A 24692-nucleotide genomic window follows, 5' to 3' on the forward strand; every position below is an offset into this window, starting at 1 on the left:
TCGTCCTCGTCGGCAGGCCGCGAATCGGTCACCTGCCGATCCTCGCACACCGATTGACTTTTCCCAATCAGTTGCCGACGATGGCCCGGTGACCCAGTCCCTCGTGCACCATCCGGACTTCCGCCGCCTCTGGACGGGCGACGCGCTCGGGCAGTTCGGCGCCCAGCTGACCACCCTGGCGCTGCCCGTCTACGCCGTCCAGGAGCTGGCGGCCAGCGAGTGGCAGATGGGGCTGCTCACCGCCGCCGAGACCGCCGCGTTCCTGGTCATCGGCCTGCCCGCGGGCGCCTGGGTGGACCGGATGCGCAAACGACGGGTGCTCCTGACGTCCGACCTGGTCCGCGCGACCGTGCTCGCCGTCGTCGTCGTGGCCGCGTTCACCGGGCACGCCTCGATCCCCCTGCTCATCGTCGCGGGACTCGCCATCAGCGCCGCGTCGGTGTTCTTCGACGTCGCGCACCAGAGCTACGTGCCGGGCCTCGTCGGGCTCGAGCACATCGTCGAGGGCAACTCGAAGCTGCAGGCGACGCAGTCGGTCGCCGCCGTGGCTGCGCCGGCTGTCGGCGGGCTGCTGCTCAAGGTCATCACGGCGCCCGCGCTCATCGCCGTGAACGTCGTGACCTACCTGGTCTCCGCGTTCGCGGTGTGGCGCATCAAGCACGTCGAGACGCCCCCGCACCCGGACACCCACCGACCGCTGCGCACGGAGATCGGCGAGGGGCTGTCGTTCGTCGTCCACGAGCCGTTCCTGCGCCGGATCGTCGCCACGACCGGACTGTCCAACTTCGCGGGCGCGATCTCCGGCGCCGTCGTGGTGATCTACGCGCTGCGCGTGCTCGACCTCGGCACCGCGGCGTGGGGCGTCGTCCTGTCGGCCTCGTCGGTGGGCGGGCTGGTCGGCGCGCTCGTGGCCGCCCGACTGGCGACTGGGTGGGCGAGGCGCGGCTGATCCCGCTGTCGATCCTCGCCTCGGTCCCCGCGTCGGCCCTGACGCCGCTGGCGTCGCTCACGCCCGTGGCGCCGGCTCTGCTGCTCGTCGTCGGCGGCATCGTGTGGTCGTTCACCGTCGTCGTCTACAACGTGGCCCAGGTGAGCTTCCGGCAGCGCGTGTGCCCGCCGCCGCTGCTCGGGCGCATGAATGCCTCCGTCCGGTTCATCGTCTGGGGGACGATGCCGATCGGCGGGCTGGTGGGCGGGTGGCTCGGCACGCACCTCGGCGTCGAGCCCACGCTGTGGGTCGCCCTCGTCGTGACCGGCCTGGCGTCGCTGCCCGTGCTGCTCTCGCCCCTGCTCGGCATGCGCGACCTCCCCGACGCACCCGCGGGCGTCGAGTCGGTCGCGCAGGACCTCTAGGGCGACCTCGCCGTCAGCCCCGCGGCTGGGGGCCGGTCGCCAGCAGGACCTCCAGGCGTGCGCGGTACTCGGCCTCGTCGATCTCGCCGCGGGCGTACCGCTCCGCCAGCACCGCCCGGGCGCCCTGGCTCCCCCCGTGCGGTCCCCAGCCTCCACCCTCGGCCCAGTACGCGCGACGACGACGCGAGCCGATCGTGAGGAACAGGGCGATGATGCCCAGCCAGAAGAGCGGGAAGATCAGGAACCAGGGCCCGAAGCCCCAGCCCCATCCGCAGCCGACGGGGTGCGCCGCCAGGGCGGCGAGCGAGCTGAGCATGATGACCTCCGGGTCGTGTCGAGCGGCCGTCCGTCGACCGCACCACCACGGTCGCCCGGGGGCCCTCGTCCCGTCGTCGTCCACCGGGACCGTCGGAGGCGCTCCGTCCGGATCGGCTACGCCCAGCCCGGCCGCACCACGCCGGACTCGTAGGCGATCACGACGAGCTGCGCCCGGTCGCGCGCGCCGACCTTGGCCATCGCCCGCAGCACGTGGGTCTTGACCGTGAGCGGCGACAGGAACATCCGCGCCCCGATCTCGTCGTTGGACAGCCCCTCGGCCACGAGTGCCAGGACCTCGCGCTCGCGCGGCGTGAGGTCGCCCAGCCCGGGCGCCTCGACCACCTCCCGCGTGGCGCGCGCGACGGTGGCGAGCAGCCGTCGGGTCACCGTCGGGGAGAGCAGCGCGTCGCCCGCGGCGACCACCCGTACCGCCCGCAGCAGGTCCGCCGGCTCGGTGTCCTTGACCAGGAACCCGGACGCGCCTGCGCGGATGGCCTCGGCGACGTACTCGTCCAGCTCGAACGTGGTCACGACGACCACGCGGACGCCGCCCGCGCGCGGGTCCTCGACGATCCGTCGGGTCGCCGTCAGTCCGTCGCTGCCGGGCATCCGGATGTCCATGAGGACGACGTCGGGGAGCAGCTCGGTGGCGAGCCGGACCGCCTCGTCGCCGGTCGACGCCTCCCCCACCACCGTCAGGTCGCTCTCGGCGTCGATGAGCGCGCGGAAGCCACCGCGGACGAGCGCCTGGTCGTCGGCCAGCAGCACCCGGATCACGGCTGTCCCCACGGGATGTCGAGGTGGACGCCGAACCCGTCGCCGTCGCCCCTGACTACCACCGAACCGCCCAGCGACTCGACGCGCTCCCGCATCCCGCGCAGTCCGTACCCTTCATCGATCGGCACTTGTACAACGCCGTCATCGCGCACGTCGAGCGCCGCCGCCGACGGTCCGACCGAGAGCCTGACCTGCACGGTCGATCCGCTCGAGTGCCGTCGCACGTTGGTCAGCGCCTCCTGCAGCGCACGGTGCACGACGACCACGACGGGCTCGGGGACGACGTCCAGCGACGCGCCGACCGCCTCGGCGAGGCCGTCGTCGTCCACGACCCACCCGTCGTCGCGCGCCATCCGGACGAGGTCGAGCAGCCCGCCCAGGTCGCGCGCCGCGGCCGGCTCGCGCGGCGCCTCGCCCTGCGCTCGGAGCACCCCGAGCACCTCCCGGACCTCGTCGAGCGCGTCCCGGCTGGTGTCCCGGATGGCACCGAGCGCCTTGCGGGCCTGCTCCGGCTCGCGGTCCATGAGGTGCAGCCCGACACCGGCCTGGACCGTGATGGCGGACAGCGAGTGGGCCAGCACGTCGTGCAACTCGCGGGCGATCCGCAGCCGCTCCGCGGCCACGGCGGCCTCCTCGCGCGACTCGCGGGCCACGCTGAGCGCGCGCATGCGCTCGCGACGCCCGCGGGCGCCCTCGCCGAGCACTGTCGCCACGCCGAGCCCCACCACGGTGAACCAGGCGTAGACCGCGGTCGGCGTCCCGGTGCCCACGGCGACGGCCGCCACCCCGATGGCGCCGGCCGCTGCTGCGCCCACCGAGAGCGCGCGTTGCCGCGTCGCGCCGGCCGCCACGACCACGAAGCCGAGCGGGACCACCGCCGGCCCGGGCGGGTAACCGAGCGCGAGGTACGCGACCGGTCCGGCGACCGCGAGCACGCCGCCGACGAGCGCCCACGCACCGCGTCGGACCACCAGCAAGATCGACGCGGGCGCCAGCACGAGGAGTCCGGCCGCGCCGAGGTCGAATGCGCGCGCGTCGGGATGCCAGAACCCGACGAAGACGCAGCCCATGATCGTGACCACGGCGAGAGCGGCCGCGGGCACGGCGAGCCACGCCCGACGAGCCTGCCCCCGGGGCCACTCGCCGCCGCCCCACCCGGGAGGTCCGCCCACCCAGGCGGGCGGACCGCCGTGGGTCCGGGACGCAGTCATCCGACCACCGTAGCGACGCGCGTCGTCCCGCCGCGTCCTCCGGCCGGAGCGGCCGGCCCGCTCCGCTCAGAGGTCGAACTCGACCACCACGGGCGCGTGGTCGCTGAACCGTTCGGCATAGGTGGCGGCCCGGTCGACGGTCGCGCGGACGGCCGCGTCGGCCAGGTCGGGCGTCGCCAGCTGGTAGTCGATCCGCCAGCCGGAGTCGTTGTCGAACGCCTGGCCGCGCCAGGACCACCACGTGTACGGCCCGGGTCCCTCCCCGCCGAGCTCGCGACCGAGGTCGTGCCAGCCGAGGTCGTCGAACCAGCGGTCGAGGTAGGCGCGCTCGCGCGGCAGGAAGCCGGCGTGCCTGAGGTTGCCCTTCCAGTTCTTCAGGTCGACCTCGCGGTGCGCGATGTTGACGTCCCCGGCCACCACCGCATAGCCGCCGCCCTCGGCGAGGTCGGCCATCCGCGAGGTGACGTGGTCGAGGAACGCGTACTTCTCGTCCATCGACGGCTGCCCCGCGGTGGCCGAGTGCAGGTACGTCGACACCACCGTGATGCTCCGCGCGGGTGCGCCCTCGTGCGCGGGCAGCGCCAGGTCGGCTTCGACCCACCGCCCGGAGTCGCTGGTGACGCCCGTCCTCAACCCGATCCGCACGGCCGTCATCGGCAGCCGGGACGCGATCGCGACGCCCGCCCGTCCCGCCGTCTCGCTGGCCTCGTGCGCGAGGTGCCAGTCACCGGGCGGCAGGTGGTCCGCCAGGATCTCGTCCGACGCCCGCACCTCCTGCAGGAGCAGCACATCGGGTGTGCGCTGCGCCAACCAGGCGCCCATCCCCCGCTTGTAGGCGGCGCGGATCCCGTTGACGTTGACGGAGGCGATGGTCAGCACGCGACCCATCCAACCTCACGCCGCCGACCCGGGCGTCACTGCCCGGCGTACGCCGCCTCGAGGGTCGCGATGTCCAGCTTCACCATCGTCAACAGCGCCGCCATCGCACGAGCCGTGCCGGCCTGGTCGGCGTCAGCGCCCATCATCCGGTCGAGTCCCGTCGGCGTGACCTGCCAGGACACCCCGAACCGGTCCTTGAGCCAGCCGCACTGGGACTCGACGCCCCCGTCGGCGAGCAGCGCCTCCCAGTAGTGGTCGATCTCGGCCTGGTCCTGGCACTCGAGCACGAACGAGAACGCGTCGTCGAGCTTCAGCACCGGGCCACCGTTGAGAAACGTGACCGGCATCCCGTCGAGGGTGAGCTCGACGATGAACGCCGCCCCCTCGGCCACGCCCGGGGTTCCGGTCGGAGCGCGCACGACGGACCGGATCGACGTGTTCGGCACGACCGAGACGTAGAACGTGGCGGCGTCCTCGGCCTGGTCGTCGAACCAGAGGTGCGGGCGGACGATCCCCATGAGCTGATCCCTTCGGGCGACGGACGGACGCGCCCCGGCACCCGATTACGGGTACCGGGGCGATCCTCGTCGGAGGCGTCAGGCCCCGAGCAGCCGTTCGGCGGTGTCGACGACGTTGCTCAACAGCATGGCCCGCGTCATGGGACCCACGCCACCGGGGTTGGGAGACACCCAGGACGCGACCTCGCGGACGCCGGGGTCCACGTCGCCGACGACGCGGCTCTTACCGGTCTCCGGGTCCACGGTCCGCGAGACGCCGACGTCGATGACGACGGCGCCCGGCTTGACGATGTCGGCGGTGATGATCCCCGGCACGCCCGCGGCTGCGACGATGACGTCGGCGTGGCGGGTGTGCTCCGCGAGGTCGTCGGTGCCCGTGTGCGTGAGCGTGACCGTCGCGTTGATCTCGCGCCGCGTGAGCAGCAGCCCGATCGAACGACCGACCGTGACCCCTCGCCCGACGACGACGACGTCCGCACCCCGCAGGTCGACGTCGTGCCGCAGCATCAGGTCGATGATGCCGCGCGGCGTGCACGGCAGCGGCGACGTGACCGGCTCGTTGACCCGCAGGACCAGGCGCCCGAGGTTGGTCGGGTGCAGGCCGTCGGCGTCCTTGTCGGGGTCGACCAGCTCGAGCACCCGGTTGGTGTCGATGCCTTTGGGGAGCGGCAGCTGCACGATGAACCCGGTGCAGGCCGGGTCCTCGTTCAGCTGCCGGACGGCGGCCTCGATCTCGTCCTGCGACGCCGTGGCGGGCAGGTCGATGCGGATCGAGGCGATGCCCACCTCGGCGCAGTCCTTGTGCTTGCCCGCCACGTACCACTGCGAGCCCGGGTCGTCGCCGACCAGGAGCGTGCCCAGGCCGGGCGTGACCCCGCGGGTGGCCAGGGCGGCCACCCGCTCGGTCAGCTCGGCCTTGATCCGCTTCGCGGTGGCGGTGCCGTCGAGGAGCTGGGCCGTCATCAGTACTGCTGCAGACCGTCGTAGAGCGGGAAGCCGTCCGTGAGCTTCAGCACCCGCGCCTTGAGCGCGTCGACGTCGGTGGCCGCACCGTCCTTCAGGGCCGTCGCGATGATGTCCGCGACCTCCGTGAACTCGGCGTCACCGAAGCCGCGCGACGCCAGCGCCGGCGTGCCGATCCGCAGGCCCGACGTGACGCGCGGGGGGCGCGGGTCGAAGGGCACCGCGTTGCGGTTGACCGTGATGCCGGCCGCGTGCAGGAGGTCCTCGGCCTGCTGGCCGTCGAGGTCCGAGTGCCGCAGGTCGACGAGCGCCAGGTGCACGTCGGTGCCGCCGGTGAGGACCGAGACGCCGGCCTTGGTGACGTCCGCCGCGGAGAGCCGCTCGGCGATGATCCGTGCGCCGTCGAGCGTGCGCTGCTGGCGGTCCTTGAACTCCTCGGTCGCGGCGACCTTGAACGCGACGGCCTTGGCGGCGATCACGTGCATGAGCGGCCCGCCCTGCTGACCCGGGAACACGGCCGAGTCGATCTTCTTGGCGTACTCCTGCTTGCTCAGGATGAAGCCCGAACGGGGGCCGCCGATCGTCTTGTGCACGGTGCTCGACACGACGTCCGAGTGCGGGACGGGGCTCGGGTGCAGGCCCGCGGCCACCAGGCCGGCGAAGTGCGCCATGTCGACCCAGAGCTTGGCGCCGACCTCGTCGGCGATCGACCGGAACGCGGCGAAGTCGAGGTGACGCGGGTAGGCGGACCAGCCGCCGATGATCACGTCGGGACGCTGCTCGAGCGCCTTCTCGCGCACCACGTCCATGTCCACCAGGAACGTGTCCGGGTCCACGCCGTAGGCGCCGACCTGGTAGAGCTTGCCGGAGAAGTTGATCTTCATGCCGTGCGTGAGGTGGCCGCCATGCGCCAGCTCGAGGCCGAGGATCTTGTCGCCCGCGTTGATCAGCGCGTGCAGCACGGCTGCGTTGGCGGTGGCGCCCGAGTGCGGCTGGACGTTGGCGTGCTCGGCACCGAACAGCGACTTGGCGCGGTCGATCGCGATGTTCTCCGCGATGTCGACCTGCTCGCAGCCGCCGTAGTAGCGGCGGCCCGGGTAGCCCTCGGCGTACTTGTTGGTCAGCACGGAACCCTGCGCCTGCAGGACCGCACGGGGGACGAAGTTCTCGCTCGCGATCATCTCGAGCGTGCCCTGCTGGCGGGCCAGCTCACCGTCGAGGACGGCGGCGATCTCGGGGTCGAGCTCGGAGATGTTCTGGTCGAGGATCGGGGTGTTGCTCATGGCACTCCCTGGCAGTCAGCGCGCACGGTGTCACCGCGCACTCGGTAGTCGGACCGGTGGGGTGACCGGGGGCCCAGGCGTCCGACCCATGGTCTGCTGCTGCTGCGTCGCTCCCCGGTGGTGACCCACCCGTTTCGCCAGTCGCGACGCCGGTCAGGATAGCAAGCCGACGGATGGGCGTCAGCCCTGTCTCACACCCTCGCCCGCGCCGACGCCCTGCGCCCGCACCCGTGCCGCCCCACAGCCGACGACATCGTGGGTTGGCGGCGAAATCGTCAGTTGCAACCCATGAGTTCGTCGCCAACCTACGAATCGGCGCTTCGGGGGCGCTGCCACCGACGACCGCCCGAGCCCCGGGGGCGGCCGATGACGCACCTCGTTCTCCGCCGGCTCCGCGTCGCCCAGCAGCTTGCGCAGGTAGGCGTACGTGAGGTCGCCGGCGGTCTGGTCGTGCTGGTGCTCGTAGCCGTGCTTGGCGTAAAGGGCGATGTTCTGCACCGAGTCGCGACCGGTGAACACCCAGACCTCCTCGATGCCCTCGGGCAGGAACGGCAGGATCGCCATGAGCATCTGGGTGCCGAAGCCCTGGCCCTGCAGGTCGGGGGCGACGGCGAACCGGCCGAGCGTGGCCTTCGGGCCCTCGATGAGCACCCGGATCGAGCCGACGAGCCGGTGGCCGTACCAGCCCCCGAGCGTGATGACGCCGTCGGCCTGCAGGTCCGCCTCGAGCTCCTCGAGCGTCTGGGTGAGCGGCGGGATGTGCGGGTCGCCGTACTGCTGCGCCTCCGTCACGAACGCCGCGCGACGGAGCGTCAGCAGCTCCCCGGCGTCGTCGAGGGTCACCGAACGGATGTCGAGGTCGGCCTGCGTCATGCCGTCCATCGTGTCAGCCGATCATCGCGACCACTACTCTCGGACCTCGTGTCCTCCGCCACGCCGCTGTCCGTCGACCAGCCCACCCACTGGGTCCTGTCCCTGTCCTGCCCCGACCGGCCCGGCATCGTGCACGCCGTGGCCGGGCTGCTGGCGGAGCTGGGCGGCAACATCACCGAGTCGCAGCAGTTCGGGGACCCGCTGTCGGGGCTGTTCTTCATGCGTGTGCAGGTCACGGCCTCGGCGCCGCGCGAGGTGCTCGAGAGCGCGCTGCACAGCGTCGGCGCGAACTTCCACATGCAGTGGTCGCTCGATGTCGTCGGCCGGCCGGTGCGGACGCTCATCATGGGCTCGACCGCCGCGCACTGCCTGAACGACCTGGCCTTCCGGCAGCGGTCGGAGAACCTGCCGATCGACCTCGTGGCCGTCGTCTCCAACCACACGGCGCTCGAGCCGCTCGCCGACTTCTACGGCATCCCGTTCCACCACGTGCCGGTCACCGCGGCCACCAAGGCGCGGGCCGAGGGCCGGCTGCTGGAGTTCGTCGACGAGCTGGACGTCGAGCTCGTCGTGCTGGCCCGGTACATGCAGATCCTGTCCGACGACCTGTGCCGGGCGCTCCAGGGCCGGGTGATCAACATCCACCACTCGTTCCTGCCGTCGTTCAAGGGCGCCCGACCGTACGCCCAGGCGCACGACCGCGGCGTCAAGCTCATCGGCGCGACCGCGCACTACGTGACGGGCGACCTCGACGAGGGCCCGATCATCGAGCAGGACGTCGAGCGCGTCGACCACTCCCGCGGTGTCGAGGACCTCGTCGCCCTCGGCCAGGACGTCGAGCGCCGGGCGCTCGCGCGGGCCGTGCGCTGGCACGCCGAGCACCGCGTGCTCCTCGACGGCCACCGGACGATCGTCTTCCGCTGAGCCGCGCCGACGACCGGTGGGCCTCACGAGCCCGCGCCTGCGGCACGTCGACGGCGACCGCGAGCGTGCGGCCGGACCGTGCCCCGGCCGTCGCCCTCAGCTCAGGCCGGCCACGCGGCGCAGCATCTCGTTGTCCTGGGTCGACGCACCTGTGATCGCCGCGAGGATCGACTCGTAGCTCGCCGTGTCTGCGTCGAACGAGCCGTTGTTGCGACCGTGCCGCAGGACGACGATGCGGTCGGACACCGCGCGCACGTCGAACATGTTGTGGCTGATCAGGATGACGCCGTGCCCCAGGTCGCGCAGTCGCTCGATGTACGTGAGCACCTCGGCGGTCTGCGCGACGGAGAGTGCCGCGGTGGGCTCGTCGAGCACGACCAGCCGCGGCGAGCCGACGAGGGTGCGCGCGATGGCCACCGCCTGGCGCTGCCCGGCGGTCAGCTCCGAGAGCGGGGTACGGACCGACGGGATGCGCAGGATCAGGTCCCGCAGGATCTGGCGTGCCGCCTGCTCCATGCGGCCGTCGTCGAGGAGGGGGCCGTCGGTGAGCTCACGCCCCAGGAAGATGTTCGACGTCACGTCGAGGTTGCCGCACAGTGCGAGGTCCTGGAACACGGTCGCGATCCCGAGCGAGTGCGCGGCGGACGGCGACGGGATCGTCTGCTCCTCGCCGTCGATCTCGATGATGCCGGAGTCGGGCGCGAGGACGCCGGAGATCACCTTGGCGAGGGTCGACTTGCCGGCGCCGTTGTCACCGACGAGGGCGACCACCTGATGGTCGAAGACGTCGAGGTCGACGCCGACCAGCGCCTCGACGGCGCCGAACCGGACGCTGATCTGCCGCAGGGAGAGCAGCGGGACGCGGGGGCTCTCGCTCATGACCTCACCTGCTCCTCGTTGGGCACGGGTCGGGCTCGGCGTGGTGACGCCGAGCGTCTCGTGGGTCAATTGTGCGCCTCCTTCTCACTCGCGACGCGGGCCTGCTCGTCGGAGCGGACCACGAAATCTGTGGATCGCAGGACGAGGTCCAGCGCCCCGATGACCTCCGCCCGTTGACCGAGCTCGGCCGGGACCACCTCGAGCGGCGCGATCTGGTTGAGCAGCACCCGGTGCCGGATCGACTCCCGGAGCGGCCCGAGCAGCAGCTCCCCGGTCTCGGCGAGCTCGCCGCCGACGACGATGCACTCCGGGTTGACAGCCATCGCGAGGCTCGAGACCACCTCGCCGATGATCGACCCGGCGTCCGCGACGACGCGCGCGCAGCCGGGATCTCCGTCGATCGCACGCTGGATGACGTCGCGCAGGGCCAGGCTGCCGTGGCTCGAGCGCAGCGACTCGAGCAGCGCGGCGGAGCCGACGACGGTGTCGAGGCACCCGCGGCTCCCGCACCGGCAGATGTCCCCCTGCGGGTCCACCTGCACGTGCCCGATCTCGCCCGCGGTCCCGGCGAAGCCGCGGTGCACGTTCCCGCCGATCACGATCCCGGCGCCCGTGCCGTAGGAGGCCCGCACGTACACCGAGTCCCGGTAGAGCCGGGACGCCCCCTGCGTGCTCTCGGCGAGCGCCCCCAGGTTCGCGTCGTTGTCGACGAAGACGGGACAGCCCATCCGCTTGGAGAGCACGTGGCCGACATGGACCTCGTCCCAACCGCGCATGATGCCGCGGACCGAGACCATCCCCGTCGTGGCGTCGACGGGCGCGGGTAGTCCCACGCCCACGCCGACCACCTCGTCGAGCGTCGAGCCCACGCGTTCGAGCAGGTCCGAGATCAGCAGGGTCGCCCGGTCGAGGCTCGTGTCCACCCGGTGCTCGTAGGGCAGCGGGAGCGTCTGCTCGGCGACGACCTCGCTCATGACGTCGCCGAGCGCGACCCGCAGGTGCCGCTGCCCGATGTGGATCCCGACCACCAGACCCACCCGGTGGGCGATCGTGACCATCTGGGCACGACGCCCGCTCCGGGTGGTGTTGCGGGTGTCGACGACCCCCGCTCCCAGCAGCTCCTTGACGATCGTCGAGATCGTCGCTGCGGACAGGCCAGTGGCACCGGCGAGCTCGACCTGGGTGAGCCCACCGTGCCGCTGCACCGTCTCGACGATCAGCGCCCGGTTGGCCTCCCGGAGCGAGGACTGCGAGCCCGACATCGCCACCCGCCCTATCACGTCCGTGAGACTAGCCCGCAGCCCTGCGCCGCAACAGGATGCGGCACCTTGTCAGCGCGCCGAGCCGGCCCGGCGCTTGTTGAAGATGTCGAACGCGACGGCCAGCAGCAGGACCAGGCCCTTGACCATCTGCTGGACCGACTGGTCGATGCCCATGAGCTGCATGCCGTTGCTCATGACGGCCATGATCAGTCCGCCGACCATCGCGCCCGTGACCCGGCCGACGCCACCGGTCGTCGACGCGCCACCGATGAAGCAGGCGGCGATCGCGTCGAGCTCGAACATGTTCCCGGCCGCCGGCTGAGCGCTGTTGGAGCGCGACGAGTAGACGACACCCGCGACCGCCGCGAGCATGCCCATGTTGACGAAGATCCAGAAGTTGACCTGCTTGACCTTCACGCCCGAGAAGCTGGGCGGCCGGCAGGTTGCCACCGATCGCGTAGACGTGCCGCCCGAACACGGTCTTCGTCGTGACCACCGAGTACGCCACGACCAGGACACCCAGGATGATCAGGACGATCGGCAGGCCACGGCTGCGGGCGAGCTGGTAGGCGAACGCCATGCCGACGATCCCGACCAGCACGAAGCTGGTGATGAAGATCGGCATCGACTCGACGACCTGCTGGTACTTGATCCGGCCCTGGCGGCTCCGCACCTGGCTCACGACGTAGCCCGCGACGGCGATCCCGGCGATGACCAGCGTGAACACGTCGACGCCGTTGCCCCCGAGGAACCCGTTGAGGAAGCCACCGGCGATCTTCTGGTACTCCGCGGGGAACGGCGACAGCGAGACGTTGTCCAGCACGCGCAGCGTCATGCCGCGGAACAGCAGCATGCCGGCGAGGGTCACGATGAACGCCGGGATCCCGACGTAGGCGACCCAGATGCCCTGCCACACCCCGACCAGGAGGCCGACCACGAGCCCTCCGAGCACCCCGGCCCACCACGGGCCGCCGTGCTTGATGACGATCACCGCCGAGACCGCGCCGGTGAGCGCCACCACCGAGCCGACCGACAGGTCGATGTGGCCGCCGATGATGACGATGACCATGCCGATCGCAAGGATCAGGATGTAGGAGTACTGCAGGACGATGTTGGTCACGTTGCCCGGGCTGAGCAGCACACCGTCGGTGAGGATGGTGAACAGCCCGACGATGGCCACGAACGCGACGAAGATGCCGCTCTGGCGCAGGTTTCGGGTGAAGAGGTCCTTCAGGCCCATTACGACGGTCATCCGACCTGGTCCCTTTCCTTGGTCATGAGCTCCATCAGGTTCTCCTGAGTCGCCGTCTGCCGGGGCAGCACGCCGGTGATCCGGCCGGCCGAGAGCGTATAGATGCGGTCACAGATGCCGAGCAGCTCCGGCAGCTCCGAGGAGATGACCAGGACGGCCTTGCCCGCGTCAGCGAGGGCGTTGATCAGTGTGTAGATCTCGTACTTGGCCCCCACGTCGATGCCGCGGGTGGGCTCGTCGAGGATGAGCACCTGCGGATCGGTGAAGAGCCACTTGCTCAGCACGACCTTCTGCTGGTTGCCCCCCGAGAGCTTGCCTGCCGAGGCCAGCACCGTGGGCGCCTTGATGTTCATGCTCTGGCGGTACTCCTCGGCGACCTTGATCTCCTCGTTGGCGTTGACGAAGCCGGCACGGGAGACCTTGCCGAGACTTGCGGCGGAGATGTTCGTGCGGATGTCCTCGATGAGGTTCAGTCCGTAGTGCTTGCGGTCCTCGGTCGCATAGGCGATCCCGTGATCGATCGCCTCGCTCACCGAGCTGACGCGGATCTCCTTGCCGTGGAGGAAGACCTGACCCGTGATGCGGCTGCCGTAGGAGCGGCCGAACACCGACATCGCGACTCCGTGCGACCGGCCCCCATGAGCCCTGCGAGGCCGACGATCTCGCCCGCGCCCACCGAGAGGTTCGCGCTGTCGACCATGACGCGCTCCGGGTCGGTGGGGTGGTGCACGGTCCAGTCCTCGATCCGCAGCACCTCCTCGCCGACGTGCGACTCGTGCGGCGGGAACCGGTGCCCGAGGTCGCGGCCCACCATGCCGCGGATGATCCGCTCCTGCGTGACCTCGTCGGTCACCATGTCGAGCGTCTCGACCGTCTTGCCGTCGCGGATGATCGTCGTGGTGTCGGCGATCTCGGCGATCTCGTTGAGCTTGTGGGAGATCATGATCGACGTGATGCCCTGGGCCTTGAGCTGACGCAGGAGCCCGAGCAGGTGCTCGGAGTCGTTGTCGTTCAGCGCGGCGGTCGGCTCGTCCAGGATGAGCAGCTTGACCTCCTTCGACAGCGCCTTCGCGATCTCCACCAGCTGCTGCTTGCCGACACCCAGCTGGCCGATCGCCGTGACGGGCAGCTCATCGAGACCGACCCTCGCGAGCAGCGTCGCCGCCTCGGCGTTCGCCCGGTTCCAGTCGATCAGGCCGCGGTGCGACCGCTCGTTGCCCAGGAAGATGTTCTCGGCCACGGAGAGGTACGGGACGAGCGCCAGCTCCTGGTGGATGATCACGATCCCCTTCGCCTCGGAGTCGTTGATCGAGCCGAACTGCACCTCTTCGCCCTCGAAGCGGATCGACCCTTCGTAGCTGCCGTGCGGGTACACGCCCGAGAGCACCTTCATGAGGGTCGACTTGCCGGCGCCGTTCTCGCCGCAGATCGCGTGGATCTCTCCACGCTCGACCGACATCGACACGTCCTGCAGTGCCTTGACGCCGGGAAAGGTCTTGGTGATGGCGTGCATCTCGAGAATGGGGTTGGCCATACGGCCACCGTCCTTCGTCGTACAGGGCGCCGCCGCGGGGCCCTCCGCTGATGTGGTCGACCCGACCGGCCAGCCGGCCGGCACCACGAGGGTGGCCGGCCGGCGGCGGTCAGGACGGGTGGATCACTTCTGGCCGCTGGCCACCTGCTCCTTGGTCCAGTAGCCCGAGTCGATGAGCAACGACTGGATGCCGTCCTTGGCGACGACGTCCGAGTTCAGCAGGAAGGACGGGACGACCTTGACGCCGTTGTCGTAGGACTTGGTGTCGTTCGCCTCCGGCGTCTTGCCCTCGAGGAACGCCTGGGCGGAGATGATGGCCTGGTCGGCCAGCTTGCGGGTGTCCTTGAATACCGTCGAGAACTGCACGTCGTCGTTGATGAGCTTGACCGACGCGATCTCCGCGTCCTGGCCGGTGACGATGGGCATGCCGCCGGCGATCGTCGGGCCGTAACCGGCGTTCTGCAGGGCCGTGATGATGCCGCGCGACAGACCGTCGTACGGGGAGAGGACGCCCTGGACCTTGCTGCCGTCCGAGTACGTCGACGTCAGGAGGTCCTCCATGCGCTTCTGCGCGGTCTCCTGGAGCCAGCGCAGCGTGGCGACCTTCTCGATCGTGGTCTGGCCCGACTTCACGACGAGCGTGCCGTCGTCGATGTACTTCTGCAGCGTGTCCATCGCGCCCTTGAAGAAGAAGTGAGCGTTGTTGTCGTCCAGCGAGCCGGCGAAGAAGCTCGATGTTGAACGGTCCGGCCGCGTCACCCTTCGAGCCGTCGGCCTTGAGGATGCCCAGGCCGGTGAGCAGGGACGTCGCCTGCTGGACGCCGACCTTGTAGTTGTCGAACGTGACGTAGAAGTCGACGTTGGGCGTGTCGTTGATGAGACGGTCGTAGGCGATGACCGGGATCTTCGCCGAGGCCGCCGACTGCAGCTGGGTGGCCAGGGCGGTCCCGTCGATCGAGGCCACGATGAGCAGCTTGTCGCCCTTCGTGATCATCTGGTCGAGCTGCTGCTGCTGGGTGGGGATGTCGTCGCCGGCGTACTGGAGGTCCACCTTGTAGCCGGCCTTCTCGAGGCCCGCCTTGACGGCGTTGCCGTCGGCGATCCACCGCTCCGAGGTCTGCGTCGGCATGGCGACACCGACCGTGACGTCGCCAGTGGCTGCCGCTGCCGATGCCGTCGAGTCGTCGCTGCTCCCGGCTCCGTTGCCCGAGCACGCGGCGAGGCCGAGTGCGAGGACGGCACCCATGGTCGCGATTGTGATCCGTCGCATTGCTGTGCTCCTTCTCGTCGTTGAGAGACCCAGGGACCAGGCCTTGGCCAGCTTCGGGTTCGTCGGCCGCGGCAGCTTCAGTGCTGCTCGAGCCGGTGTCCCGGCGGCGGCGGCCGGGAATGCCCGGCCGATCGCTGCAGGCCCAACCTTCTTAGATTCGTTTCTCGAAGTCAACGTGGCCAAGGGGGTTCCCAGGTTACGAACTCATCACGATGTGACCGCTAACAGGCCGTCCCGACGCCCCGAATCGCCTTGCTGCCTTCGTGTTGCGAACACATTGCCAGGTCACCGGCCCGTTCCGACAACGTCACGGAGACGCGACGACGGGCCCGCGACCGTGGTCGCGGGCCCGTCGTCGAGATGCGGTCTCACCTCACGAACGCGCTCCAGCCGCCGCCGGTGGCGTGGCCCTGACCGTGGTTCTCCACCAGCACCGCGACCGTGCGCGGCGGGACGCTGACGGTACCCGTCGCCCTGTCCCACGTGGTGCCCTTGACCACCGGGTCGCTGCCCTTGGCCTGGACCGGTGAGAGCGTCAGCCTGTGACCCGCGAGGTCACCGACCGTCTGGGTCGTCGGTTCGTTCGAGGCGTTGACCACGACCAGGACGCCGTCGAGCCTCGGGTCCACGTCCTTGGCCCACCGGCGCGTCGCTGAGTCCCAGCGCGGGGTGTCGTCGATCGTCATGACGACCACCCCCGGCGCCGCGGTGGGCCCGGAGTCCGGGAACGCCACCTTCTGCTCGATGAGCGCCGCCGAGCCGAGGCGGAACAACGGCGTCGAGAACCGGAGCTTGAGCAGGTCGTCGGCGGCGGCCGAGGCGTCCGCGATGTCGGCCGGCGTCGGCTTGAGGGCCGGGTCGGCCAGCAGCGGCTGCTGGTACGGCCACTTCGACTCGTTGTCGGCCTTCGGGGGCAGGCCGCGGCCGAAGCCGTTGTCGTGCCCGGACAGGTCGAGCGAGTTGAACCAGTCCCCCGAGTCGAAGCTGTTGCGGTCGAGCGACTTGCTCCGCAGCAGGTCGGCGCCCGCGTGCCAGAACGACGGCGTCTGGGCGAGGGCAGTCGTGGCCAGCGAGACGGTGTTCATCCGGATCCGGTCGGCCATGGCCGTGCCTGTCGGCAGCTTGTAGGTGAGCGAGTCCCACAGCGTCTCGTTGTCGTGGGCGTCGACGTACGTGATCACCTCCTCCGGGGAGTCGGCGTACCCGGCCGGCTGGCCGTTGTAGTCGATCTGCGCGCCGGTCTGGACGGTCCCGGAGCTCGTCTCGAAGGCGAAGTCGCGCAGGTTGCCGGCCATGCCGAGGCGGACGAGGTCGGCGTCGTGGCCCGCGCGGGCAGCCTGTTCAGCCGGGGTGCCGTTGACCGGGTCGCCGTTCGGGTCGGTGCCGCCACCGGAGCCGAAGCCCTGGATGTGCGGGTTGTCGTCGAACGGTCCCCCGCCGCGGACGGCGTCTCGCAGGCGGTCGGAGAAGGTCCCGATGCCCGTCCCGCCGAGCTGGCCCTGCGTGGCCTGCGTGAACAGCGCGTTGTTCGCGACCTCCCCGAAGTTCCAGCCCTCGCCGTAGAGGTAGACGTGGGAACCGTCGACGCCGTCCCTGCGTGGCGTCAGTGCGTCCAGGGCGCTGCGGACCGCCTTCATGGTGTCCACCGAGTGGTGGCCCATCAGGTCGAACCGGAAGCCGTCCACCTTGTAGTCCTTGGCCCAGGTGACCACCGAGTCGACCATGAGCTTCTGGGCCATGAGGTGCTCGGTGGCCACGTTCTGGCAGCACGTGGACGTCTCGACCGTGCCGGTCGACGACAGCCGCTGGTAGTAGCCGGGCACGACGCGGTCGAGGATCGACTGCGGCGCCTGTCCGCTCGCGGTGGTGTGGTTGAACACCTGGTCGAGCACGACCTGCAGACCGTCGGCGTGCAGCGCGCCGACCATCGTGCGGAAGTCGGCCACGCGGCCGCCCCCGTCCTCGTGCACCGCGTACGAACCCTCCGGCGCCTGCCAGTGCAGCGGGTCGTAACCCCAGTTGAACCCGTCGGTCGCGGCCTGGGCCGTGACGCACGCCTGCTGCTGGTCGGAGTCGGCCGGGAACGACGCGAGGTCGCAGGCCGGGGTCGTCTGCTGGGTGCGATCCTCCGGGATCGACGCGATGTCGAACGTGGGGAGCAGGTGGATCGTGGTCAGCCCGGCCTTCTCGAGCGTGCGCAGGTGCTGGCTGCCGGCGCCGTTGCCCGCGAACGCCAGGTACGTGCCGCGCTGGGCCGCGGGCACCGTGGGGTCGGAGATCGAGAAGTCGCGCACGTGCAGCTCGTAGATCGTCTGGTCGACGGGCCGCACCACCGGTTGCTTCGCCTTCTCCCACTGGGTCGGCCGGAACGCCCTGTCGGCCAGGTCGACCAGCACGGAACGGGTCGAGTTCACGGTGAGCGCCACCGAGTACGGGTCGGTGACCCGGTTGACCTCCACCTGGTCGGTCGTCGGCGCGTACACCGTGACCTCCCAGAGGAACTGCTTGCCGGCCCAGGACTTCTTGCCGTCCACGGTCCAGGAACCGTCGTTCTGGAGCTTGGCGACGACGCGGGTCGGGTCGCCCGTCCCCAGCCACACGAGCAGGTCGACGTGCTGGGCGGTCGGTGCCCAGAGCGCCAGCGACGGCGCTCCGCGCGACCAGCTGGTGCCGAGCGCCCGCTTGCCCGCCTTGGCGTACAGATCGTCGAGGACTCCCGGGATCTGCACGCCGGTAGCAGCCTGCAGGGTGTCGCCGTCGGCCTGGCTGACCAGCAGCGCACCGCGGAGGAAGCTCCTTCGCGCGCTGCGAGGACGCGTCGACGTGCAGTGCGAGGTATCCGGTCGTCAGGGCCGGGAACTTTGCCAGCTGCGCGGCCGACAGGCCGGACGCGTCGTAGGTGAGCGTCACCGGCGACCCGTCGTCACCTGTCACCACGCCGTCCGCGACGGTCGGCTGCTTCGTCGGCGAGCCGTGCAGCAGCCAGGTCAGCGACGTCGGATCGGTTCCCTCCGGGACCCACGCGGCGGGCCAGGCGATCGTCGTCGCGTCGATCCAGAGCGCCTGCTCGGTGCCGGTCCCCGGCAGCGGCGGGTCGGTGACCTGGATGGTCAGCACGTGCGTCGCCAGGACGTAGGAGAACGTCACAGGCTTGCCACCGGGCGCGGTGAACGGGATGTTCGCCCCGCCGGGTACGCCGCCGGCACCGTAGTTCTCGTCCCAGCCGAGGTTGTGCGCCACCTTGACCTCGTAGGCGCCGGCGGGCAGGTCGTTCGCGACGAACGTGTACGTGCCGTCGTCGTCGGGGTCCTGCAGCCAGGACTTCATGCAGTCCGGCGCCCAGTCGCCCGCGCAGCCGAGCTCGCTCTGGAACGAGCCCGGGACCGTGAGGATCGGGCCCTGCGCGGTCGAGGTGAACCAGTGCGTCGTCGGGTCGTAGTAGAACGTCACCGGGCCGCCCGTGGTCACGGTGTACGCGACGTTGTCGCCGCCCGCGACGCCGCCCTTGCCGTAGTTCTCGTCCCAGGTCCCGTTGATCGCCACCTTGTACTCGTAGTCGCCGGCCGGGAGCGTGAACGTGCCCGAGTAGACCCCGTCGGCGCGCTTGGTGAGCGTGGCAGCGGCGCAGTCCGGCTGCCAGTCGCCGGGGCAGCCCATCTCGCTGTTGTGGCTGCCGGGGACGGTGACGTGCAGGTCGCCCGGGCTGGTGGGGGGCACGACCCCGTCCACCGCGTTGCCGACGCTGCCGAACGTGGACGCCGCGCTCTTGTGGCCGGCGGCGTCGACGGTCACGGCCCGGTACTCGACCAGCGCCCCGGCCGGCAGGCCGCTGACGTCCGCGTAGACGCGCGGCGACGTCGACTCCGACGTACCGAGCGGCGTCCAGGTGTCGCCGCCGAGGATCCGGTACGCGAACGAGGTCTGGCTCCACACGTCGGTCGCGACGTCCGCCGTCACGGGCACGAGGCCGGTCAGGGCGCTGCCCGGCGTGGGCGTGCTGAGCGCGATGCTCCCCGCCGCCGCCGGGGCCTCCACCGTCGACCCGGCCTTCAGGACGATGGCGCTCAGCGCGGGGATCGTCACGGAGACTGCACCGTCGGCGCCCGCGGTCGCCGAGGACGACGTGCCGTACAGCGGGCTGAACGTCGCACCCGGCGTGAGGGTGTCGATCGTGACCGTCTCGGGAGACGTGCCGTTGTTGAGCGCGACGAGGTTCTCGACCTTCTCGGTCGCGTCGACGCGGGAGAACGCGTAGACGTCACCGCTCGCATAGCGCTCGATCTGGGCACCGTCGGTGAGCGCCTTGTTGCCTGCTCGCAGGGCTGCGAGCCCGGCGATGTGGTCGTACAGCACCGATCCGGTGTCGTACCGGTCCACAGAACCGGCCGTCGTGCCGTTGAGCAGCTGCTGGTTGGCGTACTCCGGCACCTGCGTCGCGAACAGCGACTGACGGGCGTCCTTGTCGGTCCCGTTCAGCGTGCCGTTGCCCTCGAAGCCCTGCTCGTCGCCGTAGTAGACGACCGGCTGCCCACGGGTCAGGTACATGAGCGAATGGGCCAGCCCGAACGCTGCTCGGGCTGCGACGCGTCCTTGACCATGTAGCCGATGCGGCCCATGTCGTGGTTGCCCAGGAACGTCGGCAACGCCTGGGCGTTCGTCGTCGGCGTCGTGTACATGTCGTCGCCCGCGTACAACGCATGCAGACCTGCGGCCGACGAACCCTTCGCGTAGTTCGACGCCGCCGACTGGAACGTGAAGTCGAGGACGGCGTTCATGCGGCTGTTGCGAATGTAGGGCGACAGCTTGGCCGGGTCGGCGTCGTAGACCTCGCCGAACATGAAGAAGTCGGGGCTGCCGACCGCCGCCGCGTGCGCACGGACCTGCTGCGTGAACGTCTGCCAGAACTCGAAGTTGACGTGCTTGGCGGTGTCGATGCGGAAGCCGTCGACGCCCAGGTCGACCCACTTGTCGTACACGTCGACGAACCCGTTCACGACGCGTGGGTTCTCGGTCATCAGGTCGTCGAGACCCGAGAAGTCGCCGTACGTCGTCGACTCCCCGGTGTAGGTCGAGTTCCCGCGGTTGTGGTAGAGCGTCGGGTCGTTCAACCAGTCCGGGACCTTGACGTGGGCGTCCTCGGGCTTGATCACCGGCGTGTACGGGAAGCTCGTCGCCGGGTCCATCGTCGGGAAGCTGTCCGTGCCCGCGTAGGTGTGCGGGTCGAAGACGTTGCCGGCGGCATCCTTGTACGGGCTGGTGGCCTGGTCGACGTAGCCGTAGGTCTGCTGGCCGTAGTCGATGACGTCCGCGGTGTGGTTGGTGATGATGTCGAAGTACACCTTGATGCCGCGCGCGTGGGCGTCGGCGATGAGCGACTGCAGCTCGGCATTGGTGCCCAGGTGCGGGTCGATCTGCGTGAAGTCGGTGACCCAGTAGCCGTGGTACCCAGCCGAGGCGTCCGCGCCCGTCCCCTGGACCGGCTTGTTCTTGAACGAGGGCGTCAGCCAGATCGCCGTGCTGCCGAGCCCCTGGATGTAGTCGAGCTTGCTCCGCAGCCCGGCCAGGTCGCCGCCCTCGTAGAACCCCTTGTCGGTCGGGTCGAACCCGGTGGTCAGGCGGTCGCCGGTGAGGCCACCCGTGTCGTTGGACGCGTCTCCGTCGGCGAACCGGTCGGTCATCAGGAAGTAGAACTGCTGGTCCGCGCCGGGGTCGCGCACCGGGTTCGCGACGACCGCGTCGTCGGCGGGCGTGTAACCCGCCGCCAGGGTGAGCGGGGTCAGGGCCGTGCGGTGGGTGGTGTCGTCGTAGGTGAACCGGATGGTCGTCGGCCCGGCCAGGACGAGCGGGGTGTTGTCGCCGCCGCCGTTGCCGCCGTAGGCCTCGTCCCAGGTGTCGTTCAGCGCGACCTTGTACGCGTACGTCCCCGCGGGCAGCGTGAAGTCAGCCGAGTAGCGGCCTGCGACGTCCGTGGGCGCCAGCTCCGTCTGCGCGCAGTCCGGCTGCCAGTCGCCCGGGCAGCCCAGCTCGCTCTGCAGGTCCCCGACGAGTGCCGCGGTCCGCTCGACGGCCGCGGCGGGGGTCGCGACGACGGTTGCAGTGACCAGTCCGAGGAGTGTGACCGCCAGAGCGGTGACGGCGGCGATCACGCGACGCGACCGTGCGCTGCGTCGAGGGGCGGCGGGCGACATGGCGACTCCTTCGTCTGTCCGCGCACGTCTCTGTGCGCGGGCTGTGCCGGGGTGATGTCGCGACCGTATCCATTTTCAGCAAGTTGCAGCAAGGGAAACGGACATTTCTTGCAGACGAATCTCCCGACGAGGACGGGCTGGCCCCGTGCGCCGGGACTCTTCAAGGCGTGAACAATGCGGTCCCTGTACCGTGGGGGCGTGCTTGCGACCACGGGGTTCTTGCTGAGCAAGGTCGGTCAGGCGGTCACCGCCGACTACGCCGAGCGCGTGGCGCCGCTCGGGCTGCGGCCGCGGCACGTCGGACTGCTCGTCGCCGTCGACGCGGCGCCCGAAGCCTCGCAGCGGGAGATCGGCGAGACGCTCGGGCTCGTGCCGAGCGCGATCGTGCCGATGGTGGACGACCTGGAGCGGCTCGGCGCCCTGCACCGGGTCGTCGACCCGGCGAACCGTCGTCGGCACACACTCGCCCTGACCCCCGAGGGCCGCGCACTGCTCGCCCAGGCCGTGGCGCACGCCGTCGCGCAGGACGACGACGTGCTCGCCGGCCTCGACGCGGCCCAGCGTCAGGCGCTGCACACGGCTCTGACCGGCCTCCTCGCGCGAGGAGACCGGTCGGCGGGGTGAGCCGGGGCTAGAGCGGCGAGCCCAGCGACGCCAGCAGGGCGGCCGAGTCCGCGACGGCGCCGAAGACGCCACCCTGCATCTTGACCATGTTGAGGGCGGCGAGGTAGTTGCCGTAGTCGGTCGCGCCCGTGCAGTCGGACAGCAGCAGGCACTCGTAGCCGCGGTCGTTGGCGTCGCGCATCGTCGTGTGCACGCACACGTCCGTGGTGATGCCGGTCAGGATGATGTGCGTCACGCCCTTCGACCGCAGGACCAGGTCCAGGTCGGTGGCGTAGAACGAGCCCTTGCCGGGCTTGTCGATGATGACCTCCCCGGGCAGCGGTGCCACCTCCGGCACGATCTCCCAGCCCGGCTCGCCACGCGTCAGGATCCGCCCGCACGGGCCCGAGTCACCGATCCCCGCGTTGATCCGTCGCGACCGCCACAGCTTGTTGGCGGGCAGGTCGGACAGGTCCGGTCGGTGGCCCTCGCGCGTGTGGATGATGTGGAAGCCCAGCTCGCGGGCGACCTCGAGCATCGCGGCGGTGGGCGCGAGGCCCGCGCGCGTGAGGTTCAGGTCGTAGCCCATGGCGTCCACGTACCCGCCGGGGCCGCAGAAGTCCTGCTGCCAGTCGATGTTGATGATCGCGGTCGTCGACGGGCTGAAGCTGCCGTCGTACGGCCAGGGATACGGCTCGGCGTCGACCGGTCCGAACATCGTGCCCGTGGTGGTCAGCTGGTCGGTGGTCATCGCGGGTCTCCCGAGGTCGGTGCGGCTACAGGGGTCAAGGCGGTGACGACGTCGGCAGTCAGGCCGACCGCGCCGAAGATGCCGCCGGACATCTCGATGCTGGACACCGAGGCGGCGGTGAGGGCCGGGTCGGCCGGCACGCAGGCGTCGATCACGAGCAGGCACTCGTAGCCCCGGTCGTTGGCGTCGCGCATGGTCGAGTGGACGCAGGTCTCCAGACCGACGCCGGCCAGGATCAGCCGCCGGTAGCGCCCGGTCCGCAGGACGATGTCGAGGTCGCTGGCGTAGTAGCCGTCGATGCCGCCGGCGATCATGTCGATGTCGGGGACGAGGAGTCCCGGCAGGTCCGTGGACGGCACCAGCGGCACCCGCAGACGCGATCCGCCGGGGGGCGGCGCGGTGGTGCGGACGACGATCACCGTGCCACCGGCGGCGCGGACCGCGTCAGCCAGGGCCTCGAGCCGTGGAGCGATCGCCTGCGACGACGGCCCGGCGTCGGTGGTGAGGACGACCAGGAGCGCGGTCTGCGCGCCACCGAGGTCGCCGTCGTACGGCCACGGGTACGGCGTCGTGGCGGTGACGTGCGGGCTCATGGTTCCCCTCAGGTGTGGTGTGCCCCCGGGGCCGGCCGCTCGGCAGGCCGGCCCCGGGGAGGGTTGATCAGGAGAGCGTGCCGGTGACGCCCTTGACGAAGTAGTCCATCTGCTCGATGGTCGCCTCGTCCGGGGTGGTGCCGGCGGGGACCTTGATCGTCCCGTCCTGCGCCGTGATCGGGCCGGTGAACGGACTGCCACCGGCGGTGAGCTTGGCGGCGGCGTCTGAGATCAGGGCCTTGGTGGCGTCCGTGACGCTCGGACCGAACTTCGACTGGACGAACGGGTTCTTGCCGCTGGCCATGTTGGCGCGGTAGTTGCCGTTGTACTGGCTGCCCGTGAAGTCACCGGCGATCGCCGTCTTGATGATGTCCGTGTAGGTCGGACCCCAGTTCCACTCGGAGCCGGTCAGCCAGCCCTTGGGGGCCAGCGACGAGGCGTCCGCGTGGTAGCCGACCGAGTAGGCGCCGGCGGCCTCCGTCGCCTCGATGATCGTCTTGGTGCAGTCCTGGTGCTGCGTGACCACGTCGACGCCGGAGCTGAGCAGCGACTGGACGCGGTCGGCCTGCGTGGCAGGGTCGCACCAGGCCGTCGTCGAGACCGCCGTGACCTCGACGTCGGGCCGCACGGACTGGGCGCCGAGCGTGAAGGCGTTGATGTTGGCCAGCGTCTGCGGGATCGGGATGGCGTAGACGTAGCCGAGCTTGCCCGTCTTCGTCGCGGCACCGGCGGCGATGCCCGCCAGGTACACCGGCTCGTAGACGCTGCCGAAGTAGGAGCCCATGTTCGCGGGGGCCGGCTCGTCGAGCAGGCCGCCCTGGTGGACCACGACGACGTCGGGGTGCGCGGCCGCGACCTGCTTGGCGGCGTCGAGGTGGCCGTAGCTCGTCGCGAAGATGATCGTCGCGCCCTGCGCGATCATGCTCTCCATCGTCGTGGCGGCCGTGTCGTCCTCGGGGATGTTGTACGCGTCCAGTACCTTGATGTCCGGGAAGTTCTTCCGGAGCGCCTCGACGCCCTGGTAGACGGCCTGGTTGTAGCCGAAGTCGTCCTTCGGGCCGACGGCGATGACGCCGACGACCTTCGCGTCCTTGCCCGGCGCCGCGTCCGACCCCGTGGCCGCCGACGTGCTGCCCGAGTCGTCGTTGGTGACCGCAGGGCTGCAGGCGGCGAGCACCGCCACCACCGCCGCCACGATCAGGGCGCCTGCTGTTCGTCTGATCCGCATGGTGATCCTTCCGGTCGCCCGCGGGGGCGGGTG

General features: G+C 70.6%; 20 protein-coding genes, 5 pseudogenes and 1 riboswitch. Of the genes and pseudogenes, 6 read left to right on the forward strand and 19 right to left on the reverse strand.

Annotated elements, in window-relative coordinates; genetic code table 11:
- The first annotated feature begins 88 nt into the window (after nucleotides 1-88).
- Both AC38ZX_RS16415 and AC38ZX_RS16420 read left to right on the forward strand, forming a co-directional pair.
- Entirely contained in the window at nucleotides 89-949 is an 861-nt protein-coding gene (locus AC38ZX_RS16415; protein ID WP_491295224.1) for an MFS transporter, read from the forward strand.
- The gene (locus AC38ZX_RS16420) at nucleotides 931-1353 is read left to right on the forward strand and encodes a hypothetical protein (protein ID WP_491295225.1); all 423 of its coding nucleotides are present in this window, start codon (nucleotides 931-933) and stop codon (nucleotides 1351-1353) included. Before AC38ZX_RS16415 ends, AC38ZX_RS16420 begins: the two co-directional genes overlap by 19 nt.
- A gap of 13 nt (nucleotides 1354-1366) precedes the next feature.
- Here AC38ZX_RS16420 and AC38ZX_RS16425 read toward each other — a convergent pair whose 3' ends face one another.
- The 8 genes and pseudogenes from AC38ZX_RS16425 to AC38ZX_RS16460 form a co-directional block, all read right to left on the reverse strand.
- Nucleotides 1367-1669 carry an SHOCT domain-containing protein gene (locus AC38ZX_RS16425; protein WP_426592919.1) on the reverse strand — a complete coding sequence of 101 codons (303 nt, stop codon included), beginning with the start codon at nucleotides 1667-1669 and terminating at the stop codon, nucleotides 1367-1369.
- Nucleotides 1670-1785: 116 nt separating this feature from the next.
- A complete protein-coding gene (locus AC38ZX_RS16430; RefSeq protein WP_491297460.1) occupies nucleotides 1786-2448 on the reverse strand; it encodes a response regulator in 663 nt (220 codons plus the stop codon).
- Nucleotides 2445-3659, reverse strand: coding sequence for a sensor histidine kinase (locus tag AC38ZX_RS16435; RefSeq protein WP_491295226.1), 1215 nt, complete (start codon nucleotides 3657-3659; stop codon nucleotides 2445-2447). The genes AC38ZX_RS16430 and AC38ZX_RS16435 overlap by 4 nt, the downstream gene beginning before the upstream one ends.
- A 66-nt stretch (nucleotides 3660-3725) precedes the next feature.
- Nucleotides 3726-4547 (reverse strand): exodeoxyribonuclease III, encoded by an 822-nt coding sequence (locus AC38ZX_RS16440; protein WP_491295227.1) that lies wholly within the window; start codon nucleotides 4545-4547, stop codon nucleotides 3726-3728.
- A gap of 26 nt (nucleotides 4548-4573) precedes the next feature.
- On the reverse strand, nucleotides 4574-5056 hold the full coding sequence (locus tag AC38ZX_RS16445; protein WP_491295228.1) for a VOC family protein: 483 nt from the start codon (nucleotides 5054-5056) through the stop codon (nucleotides 4574-4576).
- A gap of 78 nt (nucleotides 5057-5134) precedes the next feature.
- Nucleotides 5135-6019, reverse strand: a complete 885-nt coding sequence (locus AC38ZX_RS16450; RefSeq protein ID WP_491295229.1) for a bifunctional methylenetetrahydrofolate dehydrogenase/methenyltetrahydrofolate cyclohydrolase — start codon at nucleotides 6017-6019, stop codon at nucleotides 5135-5137.
- On the reverse strand, nucleotides 6019-7302 hold the full coding sequence (glyA, locus tag AC38ZX_RS16455) for a serine hydroxymethyltransferase (RefSeq protein WP_491295230.1): 1284 nt from the start codon (nucleotides 7300-7302) through the stop codon (nucleotides 6019-6021). The genes AC38ZX_RS16450 and glyA overlap by 1 nt, the downstream gene beginning before the upstream one ends.
- A 64-nt stretch (nucleotides 7303-7366) precedes the next feature.
- Nucleotides 7367-7457: riboswitch (ZMP/ZTP riboswitch) on the reverse strand.
- Between the two features lie 226 nt (nucleotides 7458-7683).
- Nucleotides 7684-8175, reverse strand: a pseudogene (locus tag AC38ZX_RS16460) (GNAT family N-acetyltransferase); the annotation flags it as partial.
- A gap of 48 nt (nucleotides 8176-8223) precedes the next feature.
- Here AC38ZX_RS16460 and purU point away from each other — a divergent pair.
- Nucleotides 8224-9099, forward strand: coding sequence for a formyltetrahydrofolate deformylase (gene purU, locus AC38ZX_RS16465; RefSeq protein WP_491295231.1), 876 nt, complete (start codon nucleotides 8224-8226; stop codon nucleotides 9097-9099).
- A gap of 96 nt (nucleotides 9100-9195) precedes the next feature.
- Here purU and AC38ZX_RS16470 read toward each other — a convergent pair whose 3' ends face one another.
- From AC38ZX_RS16470 to AC38ZX_RS16500, 7 genes and pseudogenes are all read right to left on the reverse strand, one after another.
- Nucleotides 9196-9978, reverse strand: a complete 783-nt coding sequence (locus AC38ZX_RS16470) for an ATP-binding cassette domain-containing protein (RefSeq protein ID WP_491295232.1) — start codon at nucleotides 9976-9978, stop codon at nucleotides 9196-9198.
- Nucleotides 9979-10043: 65 nt separating this feature from the next.
- Complete coding sequence (locus tag AC38ZX_RS16475; RefSeq protein WP_491295233.1) at nucleotides 10044-11240, reverse strand: ROK family transcriptional regulator; 1197 nt, start codon at nucleotides 11238-11240, stop codon at nucleotides 10044-10046.
- 69 nt (nucleotides 11241-11309) lie between these two features.
- Nucleotides 11310-12492 (reverse strand): annotated as a pseudogene (mmsB, locus tag AC38ZX_RS16480) (multiple monosaccharide ABC transporter permease).
- Nucleotides 12489-14026: pseudogene (gene mmsA, locus AC38ZX_RS16485) on the reverse strand (multiple monosaccharide ABC transporter ATP-binding protein). The pseudogenes mmsB and mmsA overlap by 4 nt, the downstream one beginning before the upstream one ends.
- Before the next feature lie 123 nt (nucleotides 14027-14149).
- Nucleotides 14150-15296, reverse strand: a pseudogene (gene chvE / locus AC38ZX_RS16490) (multiple monosaccharide ABC transporter substrate-binding protein).
- A 368-nt stretch (nucleotides 15297-15664) separates the two neighbouring features.
- Entirely contained in the window at nucleotides 15665-18073 is a 2409-nt protein-coding gene (gene pulA, locus AC38ZX_RS16495) for a pullulanase-type alpha-1,6-glucosidase (protein WP_491297462.1), read from the reverse strand.
- A 73-nt stretch (nucleotides 18074-18146) separates the two neighbouring features.
- A pseudogene (locus tag AC38ZX_RS16500) lies at nucleotides 18147-18953 on the reverse strand (pullulanase X25 domain-containing protein); the annotation flags it as partial.
- Here AC38ZX_RS16500 and AC38ZX_RS16505 point away from each other — a divergent pair.
- Nucleotides 18904-19140, forward strand: coding sequence for a hypothetical protein (locus AC38ZX_RS16505; protein WP_491295234.1), 237 nt, complete (start codon nucleotides 18904-18906; stop codon nucleotides 19138-19140). The pseudogene AC38ZX_RS16500 and the gene AC38ZX_RS16505 sit on opposite strands and share 50 nt — an antisense overlap.
- Before the next feature lie 42 nt (nucleotides 19141-19182).
- Nucleotides 19183-19551 carry a hypothetical protein gene (locus AC38ZX_RS16510; protein ID WP_491295235.1) on the forward strand — a complete coding sequence of 123 codons (369 nt, stop codon included), beginning with the start codon at nucleotides 19183-19185 and terminating at the stop codon, nucleotides 19549-19551.
- Between the two features lie 280 nt (nucleotides 19552-19831).
- On the opposite strand, the gene AC38ZX_RS16515 is transcribed toward AC38ZX_RS16510, so the two are convergent.
- Nucleotides 19832-21484, reverse strand: a complete 1653-nt coding sequence (locus AC38ZX_RS16515) for an alpha-amylase family glycosyl hydrolase (RefSeq protein ID WP_491295236.1) — start codon at nucleotides 21482-21484, stop codon at nucleotides 19832-19834.
- A 198-nt stretch (nucleotides 21485-21682) separates the two neighbouring features.
- Here AC38ZX_RS16515 and AC38ZX_RS16520 point away from each other — a divergent pair, with 198 nt between their 5' ends.
- Nucleotides 21683-22108 (forward strand): MarR family winged helix-turn-helix transcriptional regulator, encoded by a 426-nt coding sequence (locus AC38ZX_RS16520; protein WP_491295237.1) that lies wholly within the window; start codon nucleotides 21683-21685, stop codon nucleotides 22106-22108.
- Between the two features lie 7 nt (nucleotides 22109-22115).
- On the opposite strand, the gene biuH is transcribed toward AC38ZX_RS16520, so the two are convergent.
- The 3 genes from biuH to AC38ZX_RS16535 all read right to left on the reverse strand — a co-directional run bounded on the left by biuH (nucleotide 22116) and on the right by AC38ZX_RS16535 (nucleotide 24659).
- Nucleotides 22116-22838 (reverse strand): biuret amidohydrolase, encoded by a 723-nt coding sequence (gene biuH / locus AC38ZX_RS16525; protein WP_426592934.1) that lies wholly within the window; start codon nucleotides 22836-22838, stop codon nucleotides 22116-22118.
- Nucleotides 22835-23431: a cysteine hydrolase family protein gene (locus AC38ZX_RS16530; protein WP_491295238.1), complete on the reverse strand. Its 597-nt coding sequence runs from the start codon at nucleotides 23429-23431 to the stop codon at nucleotides 22835-22837. Before AC38ZX_RS16530 ends, biuH begins: the two co-directional genes overlap by 4 nt.
- Before the next feature lie 67 nt (nucleotides 23432-23498).
- The gene (locus AC38ZX_RS16535; protein WP_491295239.1) at nucleotides 23499-24659 is read right to left on the reverse strand and encodes a BMP family ABC transporter substrate-binding protein; all 1161 of its coding nucleotides are present in this window, start codon (nucleotides 24657-24659) and stop codon (nucleotides 23499-23501) included.
- Nucleotides 24660-24692: the final 33 nt, after the last annotated feature.

The organism is Cellulomonas sp. McL0606, assembly GCF_058248365.1.

Bases quoted from the DNA above. Each gene is read 5' to 3' on its own strand.
- AC38ZX_RS16515 (WP_491295236.1), bottom strand. From the start codon at position 21,484: ATGTCGCCCGCCGCCCCTCGACGCAGCGCACGGTCGCGTCGCGTGATC.
- AC38ZX_RS16450 (WP_491295229.1), bottom strand. From the start codon at position 6,019: ATGACGGCCCAGCTCCTCGACGGCACCGCCACCGCGAAGCGGATCAAG.
- AC38ZX_RS16470 (WP_491295232.1), bottom strand. From the start codon at position 9,978: ATGAGCGAGAGCCCCCGCGTCCCGCTGCTCTCCCTGCGGCAGATCAGC.
- AC38ZX_RS16440 (WP_491295227.1), bottom strand. From the start codon at position 4,547: ATGGGTCGCGTGCTGACCATCGCCTCCGTCAACGTCAACGGGATCCGC.
- AC38ZX_RS16445 (WP_491295228.1), bottom strand. From the start codon at position 5,056: ATGGGGATCGTCCGCCCGCACCTCTGGTTCGACGACCAGGCCGAGGAC.
- AC38ZX_RS16425 (WP_426592919.1), bottom strand. From the start codon at position 1,669: ATGCTCAGCTCGCTCGCCGCCCTGGCGGCGCACCCCGTCGGCTGCGGA.
- biuH (WP_426592934.1), bottom strand. From the start codon at position 22,838: ATGACCACCGACCAGCTGACCACCACGGGCACGATGTTCGGACCGGTC.
- AC38ZX_RS16435 (WP_491295226.1), bottom strand. From the start codon at position 3,659: ATGACTGCGTCCCGGACCCACGGCGGTCCGCCCGCCTGGGTGGGCGGA.
- AC38ZX_RS16535 (WP_491295239.1), bottom strand. From the start codon at position 24,659: ATGCGGATCAGACGAACAGCAGGCGCCCTGATCGTGGCGGCGGTGGTG.
- glyA (WP_491295230.1), bottom strand. From the start codon at position 7,302: ATGAGCAACACCCCGATCCTCGACCAGAACATCTCCGAGCTCGACCCC.
- AC38ZX_RS16530 (WP_491295238.1), bottom strand. From the start codon at position 23,431: ATGAGCCCGCACGTCACCGCCACGACGCCGTACCCGTGGCCGTACGAC.
- AC38ZX_RS16475 (WP_491295233.1), bottom strand. From the start codon at position 11,240: ATGTCGGGCTCGCAGTCCTCGCTCCGGGAGGCCAACCGGGCGCTGATC.